Source organism: Sandaracinus amylolyticus (assembly GCF_021631985.1).
Taxonomy (GTDB): domain Bacteria; phylum Myxococcota_A; class Polyangia; order Polyangiales; family Sandaracinaceae; genus Sandaracinus; species Sandaracinus amylolyticus_A.
The window spans coordinates 3,402,218-3,426,168 of sequence record NZ_CP070225.1 but is presented as its reverse complement, the minus strand read 5'-3'; the positions used below and the strand labels follow the sequence as shown (position 1 = coordinate 3,426,168).

The 23,951-nt window shown below is 71.9% G+C and carries 20 protein-coding genes; 11 read left to right on the top strand and 9 right to left on the bottom strand.

Annotation, left to right across the window (positions count from 1 at the left end; genetic code table 11):
- Positions 1 to 228 precede the first annotated feature (228 nt).
- The 4 genes from I5071_RS14185 to I5071_RS14170 are packed head-to-tail and all read left to right on the top strand — an operon-like array spanning position 229 to position 5,791.
- Positions 229 to 1,221 carry an ABC transporter ATP-binding protein gene (locus tag I5071_RS14185; RefSeq protein ID WP_236605982.1) on the top strand — a complete coding sequence of 331 codons (993 nt, stop codon included), beginning with the start codon at positions 229 to 231 and terminating at the stop codon, positions 1,219 to 1,221.
- Positions 1,222 to 1,226: 5 nt separating this feature from the next.
- On the top strand, positions 1,227 to 1,973 hold the full coding sequence (locus I5071_RS14180; protein WP_236607642.1) for an ABC transporter permease: 747 nt from the start codon (positions 1,227 to 1,229) through the stop codon (positions 1,971 to 1,973).
- Positions 1,970 to 3,559 carry a GldG family protein gene (locus tag I5071_RS14175; RefSeq protein WP_236605981.1) on the top strand — a complete coding sequence of 530 codons (1,590 nt, stop codon included), beginning with the start codon at positions 1,970 to 1,972 and terminating at the stop codon, positions 3,557 to 3,559. Before I5071_RS14180 ends, I5071_RS14175 begins: the two co-directional genes overlap by 4 nt.
- A gap of 9 nt (positions 3,560 to 3,568) precedes the next feature.
- The gene (locus I5071_RS14170) at positions 3,569 to 5,791 is read left to right on the top strand and encodes a DUF4340 domain-containing protein (RefSeq protein ID WP_236605980.1); all 2,223 of its coding nucleotides are present in this window, start codon (positions 3,569 to 3,571) and stop codon (positions 5,789 to 5,791) included.
- Positions 5,792 to 6,282: 491 nt separating this feature from the next.
- Here I5071_RS14170 and I5071_RS14165 read toward each other — a convergent pair whose 3' ends face one another.
- From I5071_RS14165 to I5071_RS14155, 3 genes are all read right to left on the bottom strand, one after another.
- The gene (locus I5071_RS14165) at positions 6,283 to 6,921 is read right to left on the bottom strand and encodes a hypothetical protein (RefSeq protein ID WP_236605979.1); all 639 of its coding nucleotides are present in this window, start codon (positions 6,919 to 6,921) and stop codon (positions 6,283 to 6,285) included.
- 97 nt (positions 6,922 to 7,018) lie between these two features.
- The gene (locus I5071_RS14160; protein ID WP_236605978.1) at positions 7,019 to 9,646 is read right to left on the bottom strand and encodes a hypothetical protein; all 2,628 of its coding nucleotides are present in this window, start codon (positions 9,644 to 9,646) and stop codon (positions 7,019 to 7,021) included.
- Between the two features lie 127 nt (positions 9,647 to 9,773).
- A complete protein-coding gene (locus tag I5071_RS14155; RefSeq protein ID WP_236605977.1) occupies positions 9,774 to 10,217 on the bottom strand; it encodes a hypothetical protein in 444 nt (147 codons plus the stop codon).
- Here I5071_RS14155 and I5071_RS14150 point away from each other — a divergent pair.
- Positions 10,216 to 11,598, top strand: a complete 1,383-nt coding sequence (locus I5071_RS14150) for a sigma-70 family RNA polymerase sigma factor (protein WP_236605976.1) — start codon at positions 10,216 to 10,218, stop codon at positions 11,596 to 11,598. The genes I5071_RS14155 and I5071_RS14150 overlap by 2 nt on opposite strands.
- A 138-nt stretch (positions 11,599 to 11,736) precedes the next feature.
- On the opposite strand, the gene dacB is transcribed toward I5071_RS14150, so the two are convergent.
- Positions 11,737 to 13,179: a D-alanyl-D-alanine carboxypeptidase/D-alanyl-D-alanine-endopeptidase gene (gene dacB / locus I5071_RS14145; RefSeq protein WP_236605975.1), complete on the bottom strand. Its 1,443-nt coding sequence runs from the start codon at positions 13,177 to 13,179 to the stop codon at positions 11,737 to 11,739.
- Between the two features lie 72 nt (positions 13,180 to 13,251).
- On the opposite strand from dacB, the gene I5071_RS14140 reads away from it, so the two are divergent.
- The 5 genes from I5071_RS14140 (at position 13,252) to I5071_RS14120 (ending at position 17,835) form a co-directional block, all read left to right on the top strand.
- Positions 13,252 to 14,565 (top strand): HD domain-containing protein, encoded by a 1,314-nt coding sequence (locus tag I5071_RS14140; protein WP_236605974.1) that lies wholly within the window; start codon positions 13,252 to 13,254, stop codon positions 14,563 to 14,565.
- A complete protein-coding gene (locus I5071_RS14135; protein ID WP_236605973.1) occupies positions 14,562 to 15,578 on the top strand; it encodes a hypothetical protein in 1,017 nt (338 codons plus the stop codon). The genes I5071_RS14140 and I5071_RS14135 overlap by 4 nt, the downstream gene beginning before the upstream one ends.
- Positions 15,575 to 15,772: a hypothetical protein gene (locus tag I5071_RS14130; RefSeq protein ID WP_236605972.1), complete on the top strand. Its 198-nt coding sequence runs from the start codon at positions 15,575 to 15,577 to the stop codon at positions 15,770 to 15,772. The genes I5071_RS14135 and I5071_RS14130 overlap by 4 nt, the downstream gene beginning before the upstream one ends.
- 36 nt (positions 15,773 to 15,808) lie before the next feature.
- Positions 15,809 to 17,167, top strand: a complete 1,359-nt coding sequence (locus tag I5071_RS14125) for a sigma-54-dependent transcriptional regulator (protein WP_236605971.1) — start codon at positions 15,809 to 15,811, stop codon at positions 17,165 to 17,167.
- Positions 17,168 to 17,439: 272 nt separating this feature from the next.
- Positions 17,440 to 17,835 carry a response regulator transcription factor gene (locus tag I5071_RS14120; protein ID WP_236605970.1) on the top strand — a complete coding sequence of 132 codons (396 nt, stop codon included), beginning with the start codon at positions 17,440 to 17,442 and terminating at the stop codon, positions 17,833 to 17,835.
- A 6-nt stretch (positions 17,836 to 17,841) separates the two neighbouring features.
- On the opposite strand, the gene I5071_RS14115 is transcribed toward I5071_RS14120, so the two are convergent.
- The 3 genes from I5071_RS14115 to I5071_RS14105 all read right to left on the bottom strand — a co-directional run bounded on the left by I5071_RS14115 (position 17,842) and on the right by I5071_RS14105 (position 21,001).
- Positions 17,842 to 19,242, bottom strand: coding sequence for a sigma-54-dependent transcriptional regulator (locus I5071_RS14115; protein ID WP_236605969.1), 1,401 nt, complete (start codon positions 19,240 to 19,242; stop codon positions 17,842 to 17,844).
- Positions 19,243 to 19,313: 71 nt separating this feature from the next.
- Positions 19,314 to 19,835 carry a hypothetical protein gene (locus tag I5071_RS14110; RefSeq protein ID WP_236605968.1) on the bottom strand — a complete coding sequence of 174 codons (522 nt, stop codon included), beginning with the start codon at positions 19,833 to 19,835 and terminating at the stop codon, positions 19,314 to 19,316.
- A 5-nt stretch (positions 19,836 to 19,840) separates the two neighbouring features.
- Positions 19,841 to 21,001 (bottom strand): aspartate kinase, encoded by a 1,161-nt coding sequence (locus I5071_RS14105; RefSeq protein ID WP_236605967.1) that lies wholly within the window; start codon positions 20,999 to 21,001, stop codon positions 19,841 to 19,843.
- 112 nt (positions 21,002 to 21,113) lie between these two features.
- Between I5071_RS14105 and I5071_RS14100 the strand changes: the two genes are divergently transcribed.
- Entirely contained in the window at positions 21,114 to 21,923 is an 810-nt protein-coding gene (locus I5071_RS14100) for a hypothetical protein (protein ID WP_236605966.1), read from the top strand.
- Positions 21,924 to 21,927: 4 nt separating this feature from the next.
- Here the strand turns inward: I5071_RS14100 and I5071_RS14095 are convergent, their stop codons facing one another.
- Positions 21,928 to 23,247 carry a zf-HC2 domain-containing protein gene (locus I5071_RS14095; RefSeq protein ID WP_236605965.1) on the bottom strand — a complete coding sequence of 440 codons (1,320 nt, stop codon included), beginning with the start codon at positions 23,245 to 23,247 and terminating at the stop codon, positions 21,928 to 21,930.
- Positions 23,244 to 23,861 carry an RNA polymerase sigma factor gene (locus I5071_RS14090; protein ID WP_236605964.1) on the bottom strand — a complete coding sequence of 206 codons (618 nt, stop codon included), beginning with the start codon at positions 23,859 to 23,861 and terminating at the stop codon, positions 23,244 to 23,246. Before I5071_RS14090 ends, I5071_RS14095 begins: the two co-directional genes overlap by 4 nt.
- Between the last annotated feature and the right edge of the window lie 90 nt (positions 23,862 to 23,951).

Sequence of the window (23,951 nt, the reverse complement as noted above, 5' to 3'; positions counted from 1 at the left end):
GCGTCGTCGGTTCGCCCACGCGAGCAGGTCCTGCCCGAGGAGCATCACCAGGATCGCAGCTGCGACGATCGACATGCGAGCGCCAGCCTCGCGTCGTCGCGCATCGCCGGTCCAGAAAACGGCAGCGCCTCGCCCTTGCTTGCTCCGCGCGCGCGTTGTACGGGGTCGCCGCACAACACCGCTCGCTCGCTGCGAGCAGGTCCGATCCCTGCGAACCCGAGAGGCACCGTGATCGAGGTCGAGCACCTCACGAAGCGATACGGACCGCGCACCGCGGTGCAGGACGTCTCCTTCCGCGTCGAGAAGGGCGAGATCGTCGGATTCCTCGGCCCCAACGGCGCGGGCAAGAGCACCACGCTGCGCATGCTGACCGGCTTCCTCGCCCCGAGCGGCGGGGCGATCCGCATCGACGGCATCGATGCGCTCGCGAAGCCGATCGAGGCGAAGAAGCGCATCGGCTACATGCCCGAGGCGTGCCCGATCTACCCGGAGATGCGGGTGCGCGAGTACCTCCGGTACCGCGCCGAGCTCAAGGGCGTGGCGGCGCGCGCCATCAAGGAGCGCGTCGAGATCTCGCTCGATCAGGCGAGCGTGAAGGAAGCGGGCGACCGCATCATCGGGCAGCTCAGCAAGGGCACGCGGCAGCGCGTGGGCCTCGCGGACGCGCTGGTGGCGGACCCGCCGATCCTGGTGCTCGACGAGCCGACGGCGGGCCTCGATCCCAACCAGATCCGGCAGGTGCGCGATCTGGTGCGCGGGCTCGCGGGCAAGAAGACGGTGCTCGTCTCGACGCACATCCTGCCCGAGGTCGAGGCGACGTGTGATCGCGTGGTGATCATCCATCGCGGCCGCGTGGTGCGCGAGGGCGCTCCCGATCAGCTGCGCCAGGCGATCGCCGGCGGGAACGTGCTGGTGATCGAGGCGCGCGCGACGGGCGACGGATTCCGCACGGCGCTCGAGGGCGTCGAGGGCGTGCGGGCGATCGAGGGCGTCGAGACGCTCGGCGACGGTCGAGTGCGGGCGCGCGTCGCGGTCGACGAGCTCGGTGAGGGCGCGGAGCGCGTGTTCGCGGCGGTCGCGAAGGCGGGCCTCGTGCTGCGCGAGCTGCGACCGGAGACGGTGGGCTCGCTCGAAGAAGTGTTCGGGCGACTGACGACCGAGGAAGCGGTGGAGCCGGGCACGAGCACAGAGAAGCCCGAAGAGCAGGAGGCGGCGTCGTGAGGGCGATGTGGACGATCGCGAAGCGCGAGATCGTCTCGTTCTTCGTCTCGCCGCTCGCCTACGTGGTGCTGACCGCGTGGGCGGTGCTGATGGGCTTCCAGTTCTATCTGCTCGCAGCGTTCGCCGCGTCGCAGCCCTTCACCGCGGGCGCGACCAGCGAGAGCCCGCTCGCGCAGTTCTTCGGTGGCACCACGCTCTTCTATCTCTGCGTGCTCGTCATCGTGCCGCTGCTGACGATGCGCCTCATCGCCGAGGAGAGCCGCACCGGCACGATCGAGCCGCTGCTCACCGCGCCGGTCTCGGAGATCGCGATCGTGCTCGGGAAGTTCCTCGCCGCGATGACGTTCTGGTGCGCGCTCTTCGTGCCGACGCTCATGTACGGATGGCTCACGAGCCGCTTCGGTGACGTCGATCTCGGTGCGCTCGGCGCGACCTACTTCGGGCTCTTCACGCTCGGCCTCTCGTGGATGGCGCTCGGCGTCCTGATGAGCGCGATCGCGCGCAACCAGATCGTCGCCGCGATGCTCACGTTCCTCGCGGTCGCGGGCCACTTCATGATCGGCCTCGGCCAGTTCGTCTTCCCCGACGACGGAGCGCGCGAGATCTTCGAGTACGTCAGCGTGTGGGGCCACTTGAGCACCTACGCGACCGGCGTCGTCGACACCCGCTATCTCGTCTGGGATCTGTCGATCACCGCGCTCGCGCTCTTCGTCGCGGTGCGCGTGCTCGAGGCGCGGAGGTACGAAGGATGACTTCCGACAAGACGCGCACGCCCGAGCCCAAGGAGACCGCGGAGAAGACCGCGCGCGACGATGTCGCGTCGAAGCGACGCTTCGAGGGACGCACCAACGTCGTCGTCGCCTCGCTGCTCGTCTTCGCGATCGTGCTGATGGGCAACTACCTGTCCTTCCGCCACTACCAGCGGTGGGACTGGACGAGCGAGGGCGTGTTCACGCTCTCGGATCGCACGCGCGCCGTGCTGCACGAGCTCGATCACGACGTCGACGCGTGGCTCGTGCTCTCGTCGGCGGAGCCGAACTACCAGGATCTGCGCGAGCTGCTGCAGCGCTATCGCGCCGAGTCGCAGCGCATCACGCTGCACTTCGTCGATCCCGATCGCGAGCCCGGCGAGTATCGCGTGCTCGCGGAGCGGCTGCGGCTCGGACAGGTCGATCTCGGCGGCGGCACGTTGGGCAGCGACGTCGCGGTCGTGCTCGAGAGCGGCGAGCGCCAGTGGAAGATCGGGCGCGACGATCTCGTGAGCGTCGACCTCGACGCGATGGAGCAGGGCCAGGCGCGCGTCGACGTGCGCTCCGAGCAGGCGCTGACCGGCGGTCTGCTCGAGGTCACGGCAGGGCGCCCGACGAAGGTCTGCATCACGCAGGGCCACGGCGAGTGGACGCTCGGCCGCGGCGCGGAGCGCGATCTCGGCGCGCTGCAGGACCAGATGCGCCGCGACAACCTCGACATCCAGACGTTCGAGACGCGCGGCGCAGAGCGCGTGCCCGAGGACTGCGACGCGGTCTTCGTCGTCGGTCCGACCACCGCGTTCTCCAGCGCGGAGGCCGAGCTGCTCCGCAGCTACGTGCAGGGCGGAGGCAACCTCTTCGTCGCGGCCGATCCCGAGCTGCGCGACGAGCAGATCACCGCGACGGGCCTCGAGGAGGTGCTGCGAGACTTCGGGATCCGCATCGACCGATCGCTCGTGCTCGAGCTCGATCCGCGCTTCCTGCCGCAGAGCGCGACGTCGCCGATCGGGCCGTACCTCGTGGCGAGCTGGGGCGATCATCCGATCACCCGCCCGTTCCGCGATCCGCCGGCGGGTGTGCTCTTCCAGATCGCGCGCTCGGTGCGTCCCGTCGATCCCGATCGCGCGACGACGCTGCTCTCGACGAGCGAATCGTCGTTCGCGGAGACCGAGCTCGCGCAGATGATCCAGCGCGGCGAGCCCTCGCGCGACGACGCGGATCTCGCGGGCCCGGTGTCGATCGCGGTCGCGACGCGCGTCGAGCGTCTCGGCGAGGCGCCCGAGGGCGAGACCGAGGACGCGGCAGAAGAGCGCGAGGGCGGGCGCGTCGTGGTCGTGGGGGACGCCGACTTCCTCGACTCGCAGTACCTCGGGCTCCAAGAGGTCATGAACTACGAGCTCGCGAGCGCGATCGTCGGCTGGCTCACCGAGCGCGAGGCGCTGATCGAGCTGCCGGGGCGCAGCGTCGAGGCGCGCCCCGTGCGGATGACCCAGGAGGACGTCGACGGGCTCGGCTTCCGCGTGGTCGTGCTGCTGCCCGCGGCGATCTTCTTCCTCGGCTTCGCCGTGTGGTGGAACCGGCGTTCCTGAGAGCGAACGATGTCCAAGCGAACCACGATCGTGCTGGGCGTCATCGCGCTCGCGATGGCGCTCTTCATCGGGATCTTCGAGAGCGGGATGCTCTCGACCGGCGAGCTCGAGGCGCGGCGCGGGCGCGTGCTGCAACGCTTCGTGCGGCCGCGCGTGAGCGACGTGGAGCTGGTGAGCGGCGAGACGCGCATCGTGCTGCATCGCGATCGCGAGGAGGACCTCGACGAGTTCGAGCTCGGGCACTGGAAGCTCACCGCGCCGATCGACAGCGACGCCGATCAGGACGCGGTCGACCAGCTGCTCTCGTCGCTCGAGTGGCTCGAGGCGCGTCGCTCCCTTCGCGGGATCACCGACGAGGATCGCACGCGCTTCGGGCTCGCGGAGCCGCGCGCGACCGTGCGCTTCACCGTCGCGGGGGAGGACGTGACGGTCGCGCTCGGCGGTGAAGATCCGCGCGGCGAGGGCGTGTACGTCGGCGTGTCGGATCGACCCGACGAGGCGTTCGTCGTCGGTCAGGACTTCGTCGAGGCGCTGCAGCACGACGTCGCGCACTTCCGCCGCAAGGAGCTCTTCGACTCGCTGCGCAGCGCGGACGTGAGCGCGGTCGAGCTCAGCACGCAGCAGGAGCGCGCGCGCGTGGAGCGCACCGAGGGCGGGTGGATGCTGCGCGAGCCCTACGAGGCGCTCGCGCGCACGTCGTCGCTCGAGGAGATCTTCTCGATGCTGCGCGAGGTGCGCGCGACGCGCTTCCTCGACGAGGCCGATCTCGCGCAGCCCTCGCGCGAGCTCGTGGTGCGCCGCGATCGTGCGGAGAACGAGGCGAATCGTACGCCGCTGCGCCTGCGCATCGGTGGTGCATGCCCGGGCCGCGAGGCCGAGGTCGTCGCGATGGTCGGCGACGAAGGCCCGATCGTGTGCGTCACCGCGGAGTCGATCTCGACGCTCGATCTCGGCGTCGATCGTCTGCGCGAGAGCCGCCTCGTCGCGATGCGCGATGACGAGATGGAGCGCGCCGAGCTCGACGGCTATCAGCTTCGCCGCGAGGACATGGGCTGGCAGATCGTCCAGGGCGAGGACGAGCGCGCCGCCGACGACGACGCGATCGCCGACTGGACCAACCAGATGCGCGCGCAGGAAGCGCTCGCGTACGAGCCCGCGACCGACGAGGCACTGCGGGCCCGCGGGCTCGCGACGCCGCGCGCGACGATCACGCTGCATCGCAGCGATCAGGAGCGCAGCGAGCGCGTCGCGCTGGGCGCGACCGACGCCGACGGAGTGTGGGTCCGCCGAGGTGACGATCCGCAGATCGCGCGCTTCCCGCTCGTTGCGGCGGAGCTCCTCACGGCGCCTGCGATCCGGTTCCGCGATCGCCGTCTCGTGCGCGACGTCGAGACGAACGCGCAGGACGTCGTCGTGCTGCGCGGGGGCGTCGAAGAGCGCGTGCAGAAGCGCGGCACCGAGTGGCGCGTGACCACGCCGGTCGAGGTCGCGGCCGACGGAGTCGTGACGCGCGACGTGGTGCGCGCGGTCGCGTCGCTGACGGCGGTGCGCTTCGTCGCCGATCGCGCGAGCGCCGAGCACGGCCTCGAGCGCCCGCGCTTCGTGGTCACGGCGACGTTCGAGGGCCCGCTGCCCGACGAGGACGACGCCGCAGAAGAGCACGACCACGATCACGGCGAGCACGAGGACGAAGAGGAGACGCCGCCGCGCGTCTTCGTGCTGCGCATCGGCGCGGCGACCGAGGGCGGCGCGTTCGCCCAGCTCGGCGAGGACCCCGCGGTGTTCGTCGTCGCCAGCGATCTGATCGCGGATCTCGAGGGCCCGCTCGCGAGCCGCGATCTGCTCGCGGTCGAGACCTCGGAGCTCGAGTCGCTCGTGCTGGTCCGAGGCGGTGAGCGCGTGGAGCTGCGCCGCGAGGGCGACGGATGGACCGCAGGGCAGGGCCCTGCGGACGAGGCGCGCACCACGCTCATCTTCGATCGCCTCGCGTCGATGCGGGCGGTGGGCACGACGCGCTACGGCGAGCCCGCGCCGGCGGACGGGATGGCGAGCCCGACGCTGGTGCTCGAGATCCATCGCCGCACCGGCACGCCGGAGCAGTACGAGCTGCGTGTCGGCGCCCCGGGCGCTGCGGGCGCGGATGGCTGGTACCACGCGCGACGGAGCGATCTCGCGATCGGCTTCCGTCTCGGTGCGCCGGTCGCGCGCGCGTTCGTCGACTACCAGCCCTGACCGTGCTCCAGGCGCGTCTCCGGGGCGCGGAGCCGGCTGGAGCTGCCCGTCGGACCACTGAAACCGTCCGAGACCCGGCTGGAGCTGCCCGTCGGACCACTGAAACCGTCCGAGACCCGGCTGGAGCTGCCCGTCGGACCACTGAAACCGTCCGAGACCCGGCTGGAGCTGCCCCCGCGGCGGTTTCGAACCGCCGAAGACCCGGCTCGAGCTGGCCTCCAGTCGGTTTCGGTGGCGCGGAGGGCAGCTGGAGCTGGCCTCCAGTCGGTCTCGGTGGCGCGGAGGGCAGCTGGAGCTGGCCTCCAGTCGGTTTCGGTGGCGCGGAAGGCAGCTGGAGCTGGCCTCCAGTCGGTTTCGGTGGCGCGGAAGGCAGCGGGAGCTGGCCTCGGATCGGTTTGGGCGTTGCTCGCCGCGGTCCGAGCTGGGCTCCAAGCGCGGACGCCCCCGAGCCATGCGGCTCGAGGGCGTCACCCGCTTCCGTCGCCTCTCGTTCAGCGACGACGCTGGGTCGCGGCGGCCTGCGCCTCCGGCGACTGCTCGAGCGTCTCGTGCCCGCGGTACTCGAGCAGGCCTTCGCTCACGTTGAAGCCGCTGCCCGAGATGCGCGTGAAGCGCCCGTTGATCTTCACCTTGTTGCCGACGAAGAAGTCGGTCGGGATCGGCAGCAGGCCCGTCTCCGGATCCGGCGGCTCGTAGCGACCGCGGCGCGCCTGCTCGACCGCCTCGTCGATCTGCGCCTGGTTCTCGGCGTAGCCGACGATCATCAGCCGGTTCGACTCCTCGGCCTCACCGCGCGTGTCCGCGATCCACAGGTGCGGCGCGGCGGGCGTCGGGCAGGTGCGGCCCTCTTCGCACTCCGGCGGCGTGTAGATCTCGACGATGTAGCCGGTCACGGCGACGTCGGTGTTCATCGTGACGCCCTCGCGCCGACGCACGCCGTACACGCTGTAGCTGCTGTCCGGATAGGTCACCGGGTGCGGCGGCGGCGGGATCGTCGGGACGTTCGGCAGGCTCGGGCTCACGTCGGGTAGACGCTCGATCTGGAGATCCGCCGCCGCCTGCTCGCCACACGCGCTCAGCGCGAGGGGGGCCAGCGTGAGGGCCAGGACGCATCCGATCCGCGCTCGCATCGACTGACGATTCATGTCTTCCCCGCTCGAGGGTGCACGCGACCCAGCGAGCGAGCCGGACGCTACCACGCACGTCAAACCGTGGGAACCCTTCACTTCACTCCCGTCCCGCTGCGCAGGTCTCCTCGGTCGAGGCCCGCGACGCTTCGACCGCGGCGCGCAGCGACTCGCCGCCCCGCATCGCGACGGTGCGTCCGTCCTCGAGCGACGGCCCGCCGAGCCGCGTCAGCACGCGAAGCGCGAGCCCCGCGTTCTCGACGTTCGGCTCCCACGCACCCTCGCGCGCGCCGCGCCGGATCACCTCGACGAGCGTCTCGCCCGCCTCGACGACGCAGAGATCCGACACGTACGTGAGCGCGGCGTCGATCACCATCGGCCACTCGCGCGTGTCGCGCAGGCGCTGCTCGATCGCCGGCCACGCCTCGCGATCGCGAAGCCGCGTGAGGTGCTCGATCGCGCGTCGCCGCACCATCTGCGCATCGTCGCCGAGCGCCGCGCGCGCCCGCTCGCGTCCGCCCTCCGCGTCCACGCTCCCATCGAGCGCGGCGACGCGCACCATCGGCCAGCGATCACGCGCCGCAGCGCTCGCGGTCGCACCCTCGAGCGCTCCCGCCTGCGCGAGCCGCTCGATCGCCGCGATGCGCACCCGCGGGTACACATCCTCGAGCGCGCGCTCCCGCAACACCTCGGTCGACCCCGCGCCGAGCGCCTCCACGGCCGCGCGCCGCAGCATCCACTCCTCGGCCTCGCGCGCCCACGCCTGCATCCGCGCCTCGACGTCCGCGCTGTGCTCCACACCCGCCGCCGCGCGCGCCGTGCGCCAGCGATCCGCGAACGTGCTCGCCTCGCTCGCCGCGCGCTCCACCAGCGGCGCCGCGACGGCACGCGTGGCCTCGTTCTCCGCGAGCCCGAGCGCGACCGACGCCCGCGCCGCGATCGACAGCTCGGCCGCGGCGAGCTCGTCCCGCGCCGCATCGCCACCCAGCGCCACGCCGCGCGCGAGCGCCGCGCGCAGCCGAGGCCGCTCGCTTCCGCCCTCCGCGGCCACCGCACCGAGGAGCGGCGCGATCGGGAACGCACGCTCGCCGCGCTCCAGCCTCGCGGCCGCGTCTTCTCCGGGCGCGCCCTCGAGCGCCGTCAGCGCCGCGATGCGCGCCTCGGCGCCACGCTCGACGAGCGCACCGAGCGCGGCCGCGCGCACCTCTTCGCTCTGGTCCGCCGCGGCACGCGCCAGGAGCGCCAGCGCCGGCTCGCTCGCCGTGCCCGCGACCTCCGACGCCACCCGCACGGCCCGCACGCGCCCTCGGGTCCCGAGCCGCTCCCAGGCCCCTTCGAGCGCCACCACCGCGCGCTCGCCCAGCCGACCGAGCCACTGCGTCGCGCGATCGCCGCCTTCACCGTCGCGCACCAGCTCCGCGACCAGCGCGTCGATCCCCGCGCCGAAATCGACGTCGGTGAACGCCTCGATCTCCGCGATCCCGGTGCGCGCCCCCGCATCTCCGCCGGGATCCGCGAGCACCACCGCGAAGCACGACCACGCGAGCGGCGCGGGCGGCACGATCCAGGCGCGCCCCTCGAACGTCTCGGGCAGCGTCACCCGCAGCCGCGGCCCCTGATCCCCCACGATCCAGAGCTCGCGCGGCGCGCGAATCCCCTCGGCGCGCGCCCTCGTGATCGCGAGCGCGCGGATCGGCATTCCCGCACCGAAGCGCAGCGACACCAGCTCGCCCTCTCCGGCACCCCCGCGCCCCTCCGCCCAGTACGTCTCCTCACGACCGTCGACCAGCGCGTGGGGCTGCCCCAGCGCCCGCGCGTCCTCGTCGACCCCGAGCGCGCTCGACGCGCCCGCCGCGCGCAGCGCCCGAACCACCGGCGGTCCGGTCGGCCCCGGGCTCTCGGTGGTCGCCGTGATCGCGACCTCCTCGCCCGCCCCGACCCGCCGCAGCACCACGGGCCGCAGCTCGCCGCTCGCCGGGTCCAGCGCGCGCGGATAGAGCAGCGCCGCCGGCTCCCCGCACAGCCCGACGCCCTCGCGCGCCTGCCCGATCACCACGTCGGGCACGCCGTCGCCCGTCCGATCGCTCACGTCGAGCACGTCGCTCGTGCGCTCGCCGGGATCTCCGTGCAGGTCGAGCCGGCCCGTCCACGGGATCTCCGGCCGACCCCGCCGCACGACGATCAGCGCGGCGACCCGTCCGCCCTCGCCGCGGCCCCGCACCAGCGCCACCGATGCGCCGCCCGAGAGCGCGACGCGCTCCACGTCCGCCTCGGCGAGCACGCCGGGCACCGTGACCTCGGCGGTGTGCGCGCCCGCTCGGGCCCGGATCCGCGTGCCCTGGTCCGTCGCCTCGACGCGCACCTGGACTCGCGTCGGCGGGAGCCCCACAGACACCGCGCCGTCGACCGGCAGGGGCGCTGCGCTCGCAGTCGGCGCGACGGAGAGCACGAGGCCGAGCGCGATCGCGGCGATCGCCGGCACGTGGGCTGCGTGCGCGCACGGCGCGTGGCGGCCACGGAAGTCGCCGCCGCCGGCCACTCGCGTGGCCGGCGCCCTGCGGGACCGACGGAATCGTTCGACTGGTTGCACGAAGGTGTTGTGCTTTCGCGACGAAAGGAGTAATCGCGCGTCGGGACCGGTTGCGACGCCGTCCCCGGCGCCGACGGATCGAGCGATCGCAATCGCCCCGCGGGGCCTGATCCGTCTGTCCTGCTCGCGCAGTGTCACGGCCTCTCCGAGCTCCTCGTCGAACGTCGGAGGCGGACCCGGAATCCAACGGGGTTGCGCTTGTTGTACGTCGATCCCCACGCACTCACCGAAGGGCGTTCACGCCCGAAGGACGCCGAGCCTAGCTTCATGAGCCGAACCCCGCGAGCGACGCCACTCCGAACCGAGATGTCGACCAGCTGCTCCCGCCTCGAGGTGATCCTGTGACCAAGCGTGCACGCAATGGCACGTCCCGTGCAGCCTCGAACGGCACTGGACGCGCCTCCTCGACGCCTCCGAAGACGCCGGTGTCTTCGAAGGCGACGGTGACCTCGAGGGACGCGACCGGCGGCTCGAAGGACGTCGCGACCGCGAAGGACGGATCGGCGAAGTCGTCGCGGGAGGGATCGAGGGTGGTGGCCGAGGGGAGCACGAAGCCGAGCGCCGCGAAGACCGCGGCGTCCGCCGGAATGGCGAAGGGCGGTAAGAAGTTGGCCGCCGACGAGAGCGAGCTCGAGAGCCGCAGCAGCAGCGAGATCGAGACCGCGTCGGGGAAGGGAAAGCCCGGGCGCGAGAAGAAGAGGGACGCCATGGCCAGCAAGGCAGGAGCATCGGCATCGCAGACGGGCAGCGCGGCGAAGGCGGCTGCTCCGGCGAGCCGCGACGACGACGAGGCCGAGCTGGAGGAGAAGAGCGAGCCGTCGTTCGACGACGAGCCCAATCCCGAGCAGCTCGCCGAGGCGCAGGCCGAGGCCGAGAAGGCGCTCAAGGAGATGGAGCGTCAGGGCGGCGGCGACTCGACGCTGAGCCGCTACTTCCGCGAGATGGCGGGCCACCGCGTGCTCACCCCGCAGGAAGAGATCGAGGCCGCGAAGGAGGTCGAGCGGCTGGAGATCGGCTACTGGGAGGCGCTGCTCTCGTATCCGCCGGCCGTCGACACGGTCGCGACGACGATCGAGCGCTTCGTCACCGAGCACCCGCTGCCGGAGCTCGCGTCGCTCCGCAAGCTCTCGAAGGGCGCCACGAAGGGCAAGACGCCCGGCAAGATGGCGAAGAAGGAGCAGGACAAGTGGGACGAGACCGCGACCGCGCTCTCGACCACGATGCGCCTGCTCGACTCGGACCGCATCTTCGTGAACGAGTCGGACCGCGCCGTGCACCGCGCCGCGGGTGACTTCGCCGCGGAGCGCGACCTCGTCGTCGACGGCGTGCAGCTCACGCCGGCGTTCAAGAAGTATCTCCAGCGCGTCGAAGAGGCGCGCGACGCCCAGCAGGCGTCGAAGAACCGCTTCGTCGCGGCGAACCTCCGCCTCGTGGTGTCGATCGCGCGACGCTACAACCGCGGCCGCCTCCCGCTGATCGACCTGATCCAGGAGGGCAACATCGGCCTGATGAAGGCCGTCGAGCGCTTCGATCACAACCGTGGGTATCGCTTCAGCACCTACGCGTCGTGGTGGATCCGGCACGCGATCTCGCGCGCCCTCGCGGACAAGGGCCGCGCGGTCCGCATCCCGGTGCACATGCTCGACACGTACAACCGTGTCGCGCGTGCGACCCAGGCGATCGCGACCCGCACCGGCCAGGAGCCGACGCCCGAGGAGCTCGAGAAGGAGACCGGCATCGCGGCCGAGAAGCTCGAGAAGATCAAGGGCTACTGGGCCGAGACCCCGTTCTCGCTCGACCGTCCCGTCAACGACGAGGACGGCCGGAAGTTCATCGACTTCCTGGAGCAGGAGAACGTCCCGACGCCGTACGAGCAGCTGGTGAGCAAGACGTGGAGCGACGAGGTGCGTCGCCTCCTCGACACGCTCTCGCCGATGGAGGCGCGCATCCTCCGCTGGCGCTTCGGCCTCGACGACGAGGACGAGCTCACGCTCAAGGAGATCGGCGACAAGTACAACCTGTCGCGCGAGCGCATCCGCCAGCTCCAGGAGCAGGCGCTCGCGAAGATCCGTCGCCAGATCAAGGAGTGATCGCGAGCGCGATCGTCCGTGAAGAAGAAGCCCCGACCGGAGACGGTCGGGGCTTCTTTCGTTTCAGCTCTGCTCGTGCCGTTTTTCACCCGTGCAAACGGGCAGGTCTCAGCTCCGAGACGAACGCGCCAGGAGCGCTCAGCGGCCCGCCCAGAGCTGCTGTGCGATCGCCCGCGCGACTCCGTCGCAGAGCCCACGCGCCGGGCCGTGCCGACCACGCGCGCCGTTCACGATCACGCTGAACGCGACCGCGCGATCGGGGTCGGGCCCGAGCACGTAGCCGCTGAGCGCGATGGCGTCGTTCAGCGTGCCCGTCTTCGCACGCACGATGCGCGGCCGCGGCAGGTCGCGCAGGCGCCCCGCGAGCGTGCCGTCCACGCCGCCGATCGCGAGGTGCGACACGTACTCGGCGCGCAGTCCGGGCTGCCGGTACGTCCACGAGAGCAGCCGCGCGAGGTCGCCCGACGCGATGCGGTTGCCGTCGAAGAGCCCCGAGCCGTTGACGATCTGCACCCGGTCGGGCTCGACGCCCGCCTCGCGCAGCACGTCGCGCACCGCCGCCACCGAGTCCTCCACGCGACCCGGGCGATGGCGCTCCGCACCGAGCACGCGGAAGACCATCTCCGCGACGAAGTTGTCGCTCTGCTTGCCCATCGCGCTGAGGATCTCGGCGAGCGGCTCGGACGTGTGCTGCGCGAGGAGCGCCGCGTCGTCGGGCGTCGCGGCGATGCGCACCGCGTCGTTGCTGCGGATCCCTGCGGCCGCGAGCGCATCGCGCGTGAGGTGCCCCGCCCACGCGAGCGGGTTCTCGATGCGACGGCGGTACGAGACGCCGGTCACGCCGACCGGCATCGTGCCGCGCAGCGCGAGCTGCATGTGCTCGCCCTGATCGCGCTGGATCGCGACGATCGAGGGCTGGCCCGACTCGCTCGTCGTGATCGTGCTCTCGAGCGCGAAGTACCCCGCGCCATCGAGCCGCACCCGCGCCGGCGCGCCGACCGTCGCGCCCGGGAGCACCCGCAGCGTGTACGCGTTCGCGTCGACCGACACCGCGCCGGTGGCCGCGCGGAACGGCGCGACCTCACCCGGCTGCTGATCGAACGCGGGCGGGAGCAGGTGCCCCTCGAAGTACGTCGCATCCACCACGACCTCGCCCACGCGCCGCACGCCGTGGTCCGCGAGATCGCGCGCGAGCTCCACGAGGTCCGCCTGCGTCAGCGAGGGATCGCCGAAGCCGCGCAGCGAGAGCGTCGCGACACCGTCGCCCTCGACGCGCCCGTAGAGCGCGGTGCGCATGCGGAACTCGGGGCCGAGCCGCGCGAGCGCCGCCGCCGCGGTCACGAGCTTCATGTTCGACGCGGGGTTCAGCGCGAGCTCGCTCTGGTGCGAGAAGAGCGTCTGTCCGGTCGCCGCATCGAGCACGGTCACGCTCACCGTCTCGCCGAAGCCGGCCTCGCTCACGAGCTGCGAGAGCGAGGTCGCGAGCGGAGAGACGATCGGCGCCTCCTGCGCGCGCACGTCGTGACGCACGAGGAGCGAGACACAGAGCAGGACCGCGGCGAGGGGGATGGCACGTCGCATCGCGGGGCGACGCTAGCACGTGTGCTCGCCGGGCTCGGGCCGGTGTGGAGCCCGTGCTATGACGCGCGCGCCATGATCCTCCGGGATCCCGTCCACGGGCTCGTCGCGTTCGAGGGGGACGCCGAGCGCCTCGTGCAGTCGCTCCTCGACACGCGCGAGGTGCAGCGCCTCCGTCGCGTGCGTCAGCTCGGCCTCACGTCGCTGGTGTTCCCGGGCGCCGAGCACTCGCGCTTCGCGCACGCGGTCGGCGCGGCGCACGTGATGGCGCGGCTCCAGGAGCGCGTGCGCGCGCGGCAGGAGGGCGACGGAGTGCCCGCGCAGCTCCGCCTCGACGAGCGCGCTGCGTGCGAAGGGATCGCGGCTGCGCTGCTGCACGACCTGGGGCACGGGCCCATGTCGCATCTCTTCGAGGAAGTGCTGCCGCATGCACGCGCGCACGAGGAGTGGACGGTCGAGATCCTCCTCGACGAGTCGACCGAAGTGCATCGTGCGCTCGTCGCGTTCGATCCCGACATGCCCGCGCGCGTCGCCGCGCTGATCCAGGGGACGCACGACAAGCGCTGGCTCGCGTCCTCGGTGAGCGGCGTGCTCGACGTCGATCGCTGCGACTATCTGCTGCGCGACAGCCACATGACGGGCGTCGCGTACGGCATCTACGATCTCGACTGGCTGCTGCGCGCGCTCGCGTTCGCCGAGCTTCCCGGCGGCGGTTGGGCGCTCGCGATCGAAGGCCGCAAGGGGCTGCCGCCCATCGAGGGATTCTTCCTCGCGCGGCACTTCATGTACCAGCAGGTCTATCACCACAAAGCCACGCGCGCGGCGGAGTGCCTGGTGCGGGCGATCTTCGTGCGTGTCGCCGAGCTCATCCGCGAGGGCGCGGGGCCGAGCGTCGTGCCCCACGCGATGCGCGCGGCGGTGCTCGGCGAGCCGCTCTCGCTCGAGCGGTACCTCGAGCTCGACGACAACATCCTCATGCACTGCCTCGCGGAGTGGGAGCGCGATCGCGACGTGGTGCTCGCCGATCTCGCGCGTCGCCTCCGTCGTCGCGAGCTGCCGAAGACGGTGCCGCTCCCCGACGAGCCCGGCTCCGAGCCGATCTGGGAAGAAGCGCGCCGGCGCGCGGCGGAGATCACCGAGCGCCACGGCATCCGCGCGGACCTGCAGGTCTACGTCGACGTCGCCGAGGACGTGCCGTACGCCGAGGACGAGAGCGATCCCGCGAAGGGCCTCTGGGTGCTCCTGCGCCACCAGCCGCTGCGCCGGCTCGGCGACATCTCGTTCCCGCTGCAGCGCCTGCGCGATCAGGCGATCGTGCGCCCGCGGCTCTGTTTCCCGCGCGAGGTCCGCGACGAGGTCCGCCGCGCGATCGAGGAGATCCTGAAGTGATCCGCAAGGCGATCCCCCTCGCGCTCGCGATCGTGCTCGCGCTCCCGTCGATCGGCGCTGCGCAGCAGCAACGCCGGCGACGTCGCGAGCCTCCGCCTCCGCCTCCCGCGGAGCTCTCGCTCGCGTCGCTTCCCACCGAAGACGCCGCGCGCGAGCCCTACCGTCGCGTGCTCACGATCCAGGCGAGCGCGCCGATCGAGCTCAACGCCGATCGACGGCTCCTGCGCATCGAGGTGCGCCCCGAGGGCGCGCGCCGTCCGCTCACGTGCGAGCACCCCGAGCGTCCCGCGCGGCTCGATGCCGATCGTGTGGTGCGGCTCGAAGCGGGCCAGTCGTGGCAGGAGTGGATCGATCTGCGCGAGTACTGCTGGGGCCGGGCGCTCGACGCGCTGCGCGCGGGCGGCGACGTCGCGATCACCTTCGGTCCGCGCCGCGCACGGCGCGGCGACGTGACGCTCCGCGCGCTCGGTGAGCCCCCGGTCGATCATCGCGAGCTCGGGCCCACCACGGTGCACCTCGACGCGATCCCGCGCCCGAGCGAGCCCGACCCGAGCGCGCGCGTTCGCGTCGTGATGTCCGATCGCGACGGGCGCTCGGTCACGACGTTCTCGGTGCGCGTGCGCTCGCGCAGCGGGCGCGTGCGCGCCTACGTGCGCCCCGATCGCTTCTCGTTCCGCGTGCACGGTCCCGACGCCGACGTCGTGTGCGCGATCCCGCAGGGCGGTGGCGCGGTGCCGGCCGATCTGTTCCAGCGACTCTCGGAGCGCGGTGGCCCGAGCTTCGCGCTCGATGCGCGCACGTTCTGCCCCGAGGGCACGTTCGACGACGCCGGGATCTACGAGGTCGTGCCGGTGGTCGAGCTCGAGCACGACGGGGCGCAGTGGAACCTCGACGCGCCGACCGGCACGTTCGTGGGCGCGCCGGCGTTCGTCCGGGTGCGTCGCGACGCGCGCGGGTACGTCGAGCGCGGCGCGACGCCGCCTCCGCGCGCCGAGCCGGGTGGGGCAGGGTGAGCCGCGATCCCGTCGCCCGCCGGCTCGCCGCGACCGCCCTGGCGGTCGCGCTCGTCGCGCTCGTCCTGGCGGGCTGGAGCGCCTACCGATCCGAGCAGGAGCTCGGAGATCTGCGCCGCGCCATCGACCGCGCGGTCGACGCGCAGCAGCGCATTCCGATGGGCCCTCCGCCGACGTTCGACACCGAGGATTGAGCCGCGAGCGCGAGGGCATTACACCTAGAGGCCCTCATGGCGAAGATCCTCGTCGTCGACGACCAGCGGAACATGCGCACGACGCTCTCTCTGATGCTGCGTGGCGCAGGCCACGAAGTATCGGAAGCCGCCGACGGCGAAGAGGCGTGCGAGGTGGTGCACACCGACTCCTTCGACCTCGTGCTCACCGACCTCAAGATGGGCGGGCGCGACGGCATCGAGGTGCTGCGGCACGTGAAGGAGGTCTCGCACCTCACCGAGGTCATCGTGATGACCGCGTACGGCACGATCGAGAGCGCGGTCGAGGCCATGCGCATCGGCGCGTACGACTACATCCAGAAGCCGTTCAGCGAAGAAGAGCTGCTGGTCAAGGTCGACCGCGCGGTCGAGAAGCGCACCCTCGCGGGCGAGGTCTCCGCGATGGCCGCGGAGTTCCGCGAGCGCTACGGGTTCGACAACATCATCGGCCGGAGCGCCGCGATCCGCGACGTGCTCGCGCGCATCGTGCGCATCGCGCCGACCGACACGACGGTCCTGATCACCGGCGAGAGCGGCACCGGCAAGGAGCTCGTCGCGCGCGCGGTGCACGTGAACTCCACGCGCGCCGACAAGCCCTTCGTCAGCGTGAACTGCGCCGCGATCAGCGAGACGCTGCTCGAGAGCGAGCTCTTCGGGCACGTGCGCGGCGCGTACACCGGCGCGGTCGCGACGCGCAAAGGCCTCTTCGAAGAGGCCAATGGCGGCACGTTCTTCTTCGACGAGATCGCGGAGACCCCGCCCGCGTTCCAGGCGAAGCTGCTGCGCGCGATCCAGGAAGGCGAGATCCGCCGCCTCGGCGACAACAAGCCGGTGCAGGTCGACGTGCGCATCATCGCCGCGACGAACCAGGACCTGCAGGAGGCGATCTCGGAGAAGCGCTTCCGCCAGGACCTCTACTATCGACTCAACGTCGCGCGCTTCATGCTCCCGCCGCTGCGCGAGCGCCGCGAGGACATCCCGCTTCTCGCCGAGTTCTTCAAGGAGAAGTACGCGAAGAAGATGCGGCGGCGCGTCGAGTTCGGCGAAGGCGTCGTCGACTACCTCACGCGCTACGAGTTCCCGGGCAACGTGCGCGAGTGCGAGAACATGGTGGAGCAGGGCGTCGCGCTCTCGGTCGACGGCAAGGTGCGGCTCGAGGACATCGTGCCGCTCGAGCAGCAGTCGAGGCCCGCGGCGATGCCGGCCAGCAGCGGCGGCGGTCAGACCCTGCAGGACGTGGTCGATCGCGCCGAGCGCGATGCGATCCAGATGGTCCTGCGCGACGTCGACGGCAACAAGGAGAAGGCGGCCGAGGTGCTCGGTCTCTCCGCGACGACGCTGTGGCGCAAGATGAAGCGCCTCAACGTGCACAGCTGACCGATCGTCGAGGCACTTTCAGAGTTGAAAGCGAAGGGTCCGCCGGGATTGCAGTCGTGCGGCGGGGATGATGTGCGCTCCGCGAGTTTTCTTCGGAATTCCGAATGGCACATCACCTGCTGAACGGCTGACCCAGGGAGGCCGCGCTCCGTGGCTGCCCCCCCAGACCCCCGGGGCGCGCTCCTCCCGCTACTTTCGCTCTTGCACCGTCTTTCCATCCGTCGGGCAGCCTCGCAGCGCGAGAGCCGGAGCCCGCAGGAGAACCGCCGGACGTGGTGGGAGTCAATGCACCGCACATCCTGATCGTCGACGACGAGGAGAACCATCGTCGTAGCCTCGCGATCGGGCTCCGCCTCGAGGGCTTCGTCGTCAGCGAGGCGCGAGACGGAGAGCACGCGCTCGAGTGGCTCGAGCACAACTGCCCCGACATCGCGATCGTCGATCTCATGATGCCCGGCATCAACGGGCTCGACCTCGCGCGGCGCATGCGGATGAGGCACCCCGACGTGCGCGTCGTGCTGACGAGCGCGTACCACCTCACCGAGCGCCAGATCGAGCGCGCCGCGGTCGGCGCGATCGGCTTCGTGCCGAAGCCGTACTCGATGGACGAGCTCGCGGGCTTCCTGCGCGCGAAGCTCGCGCGCCGCTCGAGCATCCCCGCGGTCTAGCGAACGTCACTCTCGGCGAAGGCCGAGCGCGCGCATCTTCTTGTGGAGGTTCGTGCGCTCGACGCCCAGCAGCGTCGCCGCCTTCGAGATGTTCCACTCGCACGCGCGCAGCGTCGCGAGGATGTACTCGCGCTCGGCGCGATCGCGATGCTCGCGCAGCGTCTCGCTGCCGTTCGACGCGAGCGCGCTCGAAGCCGTCGGCACAGGCGTGCTCGGCATCGCGAGCGGCATCGCGCCCGGCGTGACCGGCACCCGCGGGATCTCCGGGAGATCCGCGACGGTGATGCGATCACCGCTGAGGATCGCCATGCGCTCCACCACGTTGCGCAGCTCGCGCACGTTGCCCGGCCAAGGTCGCGACGCGAGCGCCTCGAGCACGCCGTGATCGATCGGCTTCGGACGGATCCCGTTCTCGCGCCAGAACTCGTCGAGGAACGACGCCGCGAGCGCGGGCACGTCCTCGAGCCGCTCGCGCAGCGAAGGGCTTCGGATCGGAACCACCGCGAGGCGGAAGAAGAGATCCTCGCGGAACTCGCCGCGCTTCACCGCGTCCTCGAGATCCTTGTTGGTCGCCGCGACGACACGCACGTCGACCGCGATCGCGCTCTCGCCACCGACGCGCGTGATCTCTCCGCTCTGCAGCGCACGCAGCACCTTCGCTTGCGCGGCGAGCGACATGTCGCCGATCTCGTCGAGGAACAGCGTGCCGCCGTGCGCGAGCTCGAAGAGGCCCTTCTTGCGTCCCTGCGCACCGGTGAACGCGCCGCGCTCGTAGCCGAAGAGCTCGCTCTCGATCAGCTCCGCGGGGATCGCGGCGCAGTTCACCTTCACGAAGGGCTCTTCGCGGCGCGGGCTCAGCCGATGGATCGCGCGCGCGATGAGCTCCTTGCCGGTGCCGCTCTCGCCCGTGATCAGCACGCGACCGCGCGTCGGCGCGACCTTCTCGAGCTCGACGTAGAGGCGGCGCATCACCGCGCTCGTGCCGATCATCTCGTAGCGCACCTCGGCGTCCAGCTTGAGCGCGCGCACCTCGCGCTCGAGCTTCGACGTGCGCACCGCGTGGCGCACCGAGACCAGCACGCGATCGCGATCGAGCGGCTTCTCGAGGAAGTCGAGCGCGCCGCGCTGCACCGCCTGCACCGCGTCGGAGATCGTGCCGTGCCCCGACATGACGAGGATCGGCAGCCCCTCGCGGCGCGTGCGCATCTCCGCGATCGCGTCGATGCCGCTCATGCCTGGCAGGCGCACGTCGAGGATCACGAGATCGATGTCGTGCGCGCCGAGCAGCTCGATCGCTTCTTCCGCGCTCGACGCCTCGAGCGTCTCGAAGTCCTCTGCGTCGAGCACCATCCGCAGCGTCCGGCGGATGTTCTTCTCGTCGTCGACGACGAGGATCGTCTCGGCCATGAGGCCAACGTGTACCACGCGGGCCGGCCCGCGTTCACTCAGGTCCAGCTGGAGCCGATTTCGAACACTTCTCAGCGCGTGGGGAGCGGCACGAACGCGAGGCGGAAATCGCCCGAGACGGTCGTCAGCTCGCCGAAGCGCGTGCCGGTCCCGGTGAACCGCCCTTCGACCCGCCCGGCGTCGAGATCCACCTGGCTCAGGTCGAGCTCTCCGTCGTCGAGCTCGAGCGTCGTTCCGTCCGCGAGCTCGATCGAGATGGTCGCGCCGGGGCACGCACCGACACCGAGGCGCCCCTGCGACGACGTCTCGTTGAGCGTCATCGTGAGATACATCGTGCGTGCGGCCGCGTTCTCGACCGTTCCAGTGCCGGCCAGGCGCACGCCCTCGCAGGGCGAGCCCTCGAGAACCTCGACCGTGACCGACTCGCGCGGGATCGACACGAACGCCGAGCTCGAGCCGCCCCCGAGCCCCGCGACGTCGTCGAGCTGCAAGCGCACGCCGTGCTCCTGCGCCGTGGTCCTCGAGGCGATGGCGACGCTCACGCACGAAACGAGGCCGAAGAGCATCCCCAGCGTGCACGCGCGTCGACTCATGGCGCTCACTCCTTCGCGACGATCTCCTCGTGCAGCGTCTGCACGGCGTGATCCACGTCGTCCTCGCGCACCAGCGCCGAGATGCGCGTCGCGTTCTGCACGATGCCGCGCGCCACGATCTCGCGGCGACCGAGGGCCGCGATCACGTCGAGCAGCGCCTCGCTCGTCGCGCCGCCCACCACCGACGCCGCGCCGAGCCCGCTCTCCATCGCGATGCCCGCCACCTCGCGCTCGAGGCGCGCGCGCGCCGCAGCCCAGTCGGGCGCGAGCGAGGTCGCGAGCACCAGCGTCGCACCGTCGCTCTCGAGCGAGACGTCGCGCGCCGGCAGCGCGAACTCGCTCGCGATCGCGAGCGCATCACGGAGCGCGCTCGCATCGCGCACCCGCGCGCGAACGATCCCCTTCTGCCCGACGACCGCGGTCCCACCGCCCTCGACCGTGCGACGCACCACGCTCTCGCGCCCCGGCTGGAACGTCGAGCGCGCGTGGATCGCGATGCCGGCGCGCCGCGCGAACTCGACCGCCTGCGCGTTGAGCACCTTCGCGCCGACGTCCGCCATCTCCTGCATCTGCTCGTACGTGAGCTCGGGCAGATGACGTGCGTCCGGCACCACGCGCGGATCGGCGGAGTACACGCCGTCGACGTCGCTGTAGATCTCGGCGCGCGCCGCGCCCAGCGCGGCCGCGAGCGCGATCGCGGTGGTGTCGCTGCCGCCGCGCCCCAGCGTCGTGATCTCGCGCCGGTAGCTCATGCCCTGATAGCCCGCGATGATCACGACCTTGCCGCGCGCGAGCTCGTCCTCGATGCGATGCGGTCGCACCTCGATGATGCGCGCGTCGAAGTGCCGATCGTTGGTGATGATCCCGCTCTGCGATCCGGTGAACGAGATCGCGTCGACGCCGCGCTTCTGGATGGCCATCGAGAGCAGCGCCATCGACACGCGCTCGCCGGTCGTGAGCAGCATGTCGAGCTCGCGACGTGGCGGCGTCTCGTCGACCTGCTTCGCGAGCGCGAGGAGCTGGTCGGTGGTCTTGCCCATCGCCGAGACGACCACCACGACGTCCTCGCCCGCACGCCGCGCCGCGACGACCTTCTCGGCGACGCGCCCGAGCTTCTCGACGTCCGCGACCGAGCTGCCGCCGTACTTCTGAACGACGATCGCCATCTCACGCCTCCTCGCGATCGACGCCCAAGCTAGCACGCGTGGTTCCCGGTCCCGTGTTTCCGTGCGCCCTGGTTTCTCGCCTCGCGGTGCGCGCCCCGGTACGATCGTGCTCGTGGCCGACGCGCTCGAGATCTTCCGGCGCACGCTGCGCGTTCCGTTCCGCGAGGACGCTCGCCTGATCGACGATCTCGCGCTCGAGGCGCGCCCGGTGATCGAAGCGCTGGAGTTCGCGATCGGCTCCGCGGGCGCCGATCCGCGCGCGCTCGAGTTCCGCGAGGCGCTCGCGCTGGGCGCGCTGCTCGGCCGGCGCGCGTCGCTGCATCGCGCGACCCCGAGCGTCGCGCTCGTGCTCGTCGACGCGCTCGAGGCCGCGCTCGTCGCGATCGATCGGGCGCCCGCACCCGCGGTGATCGCGTCGCTGCGATCGGTGATCGTCGAGGGTTACTGCGCGGCGATCGAGGAGCGCGTCCAGGACGACGCCGCGACGCGCGCCGCCGACGCGCTCGCGCCCGCGCGCATCGCGCCGCGCTGCTTCGCGCTGGTCGTCGCGGGCGAGCACGACCCGGATCGCCTCTCGCCCGCGCTCGATCGCGCAGCGCGCGTGCTGCTCGACGCGGATGCGCTCGCGTGCCTCGTGCACGTCGCGATCACCCTCGAGCCGACCGAGGATCTCGCCGCGACGGTGCTCGGGTTCGACGCCGCGGCGCGCCTGATCGGCGTCGCGTGCGTGTTCAGCGGCATCGACGAGCGATGGCTCGCGGTGGCGCGCCCGCGCCTCGATCCCGCGCACCTCACGATCGCGCCGTCGCTCGAGGAGGGCCTCGCGCGCGCGCTCGACGCGGCGGGCACCGAGCTGCGCGAGTCGTCGGCGCTGGTGCGTCGCTTCCGGCGACTGCTCGGCACCGACACGCGCCGCGCGTGATCGCTCAGGGCGAGTCGGACGAGGTCGTCGCGGCCGGCGGCTCGGCTGCCCGCTGCTCCATGCGCATGCGCGTGAGCTCGCGCGTCGCGTCCGCGCGAACCGACGGGATCGCCTGGGCGCGCTCGAGCGAGCGCTGCGCGTCCGCGATGCGCCCCGAGCGGCGCTGACACTCCGCGAGGTCGAGCAGCGCACGCCCGGCGTCCGAGTAGCGCGGGTAGCGCGACAGCAACGACTGGTACTGCCGCACGCACTCGGCGTACGCGCCCTGTCGCGACGCGGCCTGCGCCTGACGGTGCAGTGCGTCCGCGAGCATCGCGTCGGAGTCGGGCTCGGGCCGCGGGACCTCGTCGCGCGCCTCGTAGCGGTCGGGCGCGCTGGTCGCGGGGGGAGGGGCCGTCGGCGCGACGACCGGCGGACGCTCGGCCTCGGTCGCGGCGTAGGCCGAGGACGACGTCGTGCCCTCGGCACGCGGCTCGGGCAGCGGCCCATCGACCACCGACCCGACCGCTTCACCGGGCGCGAGATCCTGCTCGATGCCCGCCAGCGGCTCGCTCTCGACACGCCCCGCCGGGCGCGGCTGGCGCGCCGCGACGGCCTGCTGCTCGGGCGCCTCGCGCGCGGGCGTCGTGGTCGTGGTCCGCCGGTCCGCGGTCGTGACCGGCGCCACCCCGGGCCGCGTCGGCGCGACCGGTGCCTCGGGTGCCGGCGCCTCCACTTCCTCGCCCACCGGGGCCAGTCGCCGCGTGCGCGGATCGAAGTCGAACGCCAGCGGCTCCGCCGGCTCGAGCGCCCGCGAGGGCCCGACCTCGCCCGCGGGATCCGGCTCCACCACCGCGTCCGTGCTCGCCCGCTCGTTGCGCCCACGGAGCGCCGGCAGCGACCACAGCCCGATCCCGATCATCAGCATGAGCAGGGTCGCCATCGCGACCTGCGGGCCCATCGCCATCGAGCCCAGCCACCGCAGCAGCTCGCTCCACCAGCCGCGCTCGGCCGGCGCCTCCGAGGGCCGAGGCCGCCGCTCCGCCACGGCCGCCGGCGCCTCCGCCGGCGCGCTCGCCCGGGCCACCGTCTCCGCGGCTTTCGCACGCGCCGCCGCCCGCACCGCCTCGAGCAGATCCGCCCGCGGCTCGACCGGCTCCATCTTCCGAGCGAGCGCGCGCCCGCCCTCGAGCCGCGTCAGCGAGCGCCCGCAGCCCTCGCACCCCGAGACGTGGGCGCGCACATCGCGCGCCTCCCGCTCGGAGAGCTCGCCGTACACCAGCTCGAGCAGTCGGTTCTCCACCGACTCGCACGGCAACGGCGTCTGTTCGCTGCTGTCGGTCACCGCTCCAGCTCTCTGACGTAGTCCTCGTACTCCGCGAGCGCGCGCTGGAGGCGCTCCAGCGCGTACCGCATCCGGCTCTTCACCGTGTTCTCGGGGACCCCGACGATCTCGGCGATCTCCTTGAAAGCCATGTTCTGGAGCTCGCGCATCAAGAACACCTCACGCTGCTCCTCGGGGAGCTCCTCGACCGCTTCCGCGATGCGCGCCTGGAGATCCTGACCGATCACCGCGCGATCGGCCGCCGGGCCCTCGTTCGCCACCCGATCGAGCAGGGTGGCGCCCTCGGCCTCGTCGGCCTTCAGCGGGGCGTCGAGGGAACGGTGCCGCCGGAAGACCATCTTCCGGCTGGTGTCGATGCAGAGATTTCTCGCGATCGTGTAGAGCCACGTGCTGAACTTCGAGTTTCCTTGGAATTCCGAGGATCTCTGCACCACCTTCAGGAACACGTCCTGGAGGAGCTCCTCCGCACGGTCGCGATCGCGGACCGAACGCAGGATGAAGTTGAAGAGGGGACGCTGATACCGGCGGAGGATCTCCTCGAGCCCGGCGGGGTCCCCATCGTTGAAGCGTCGGACCAGCTCCTCGTCGGAGAGGCCGTCGTACACACCGCTCACGCTCCGCCTCCGCTCTCCGGGAGGCGTCGTGTTCGCGTCCGACGCGCGAGCGGCGAGAACGGTCTCATGGCCGGGGCGCATTCTAGCGAT

Coding starts and splice junctions, on each gene's coding strand:
- I5071_RS14180 (WP_236607642.1), top strand. CDS start 1,227: ATGTGGACGATCGCGAAGCGCGAGATCGTCTCGTTCTTCGTCTCGCCG.
- I5071_RS14175 (WP_236605981.1), top strand. CDS start 1,970: ATGACTTCCGACAAGACGCGCACGCCCGAGCCCAAGGAGACCGCGGAG.
- I5071_RS14170 (WP_236605980.1), top strand. CDS start 3,569: ATGTCCAAGCGAACCACGATCGTGCTGGGCGTCATCGCGCTCGCGATG.
- I5071_RS14165 (WP_236605979.1), bottom strand. CDS start 6,921: ATGCGAGCGCGGATCGGATGCGTCCTGGCCCTCACGCTGGCCCCCCTC.
- I5071_RS14150 (WP_236605976.1), top strand. CDS start 10,216: ATGGCCAGCAAGGCAGGAGCATCGGCATCGCAGACGGGCAGCGCGGCG.
- I5071_RS14155 (WP_236605977.1), bottom strand. CDS start 10,217: ATGGCGTCCCTCTTCTTCTCGCGCCCGGGCTTTCCCTTCCCCGACGCG.
- dacB (WP_236605975.1), bottom strand. CDS start 13,179: ATGCGACGTGCCATCCCCCTCGCCGCGGTCCTGCTCTGTGTCTCGCTC.
- I5071_RS14140 (WP_236605974.1), top strand. CDS start 13,252: ATGATCCTCCGGGATCCCGTCCACGGGCTCGTCGCGTTCGAGGGGGAC.
- I5071_RS14125 (WP_236605971.1), top strand. CDS start 15,809: ATGGCGAAGATCCTCGTCGTCGACGACCAGCGGAACATGCGCACGACG.
- I5071_RS14115 (WP_236605969.1), bottom strand. CDS start 19,242: ATGGCCGAGACGATCCTCGTCGTCGACGACGAGAAGAACATCCGCCGG.
- I5071_RS14110 (WP_236605968.1), bottom strand. CDS start 19,835: ATGAGTCGACGCGCGTGCACGCTGGGGATGCTCTTCGGCCTCGTTTCG.
- I5071_RS14105 (WP_236605967.1), bottom strand. CDS start 21,001: ATGGCGATCGTCGTTCAGAAGTACGGCGGCAGCTCGGTCGCGGACGTC.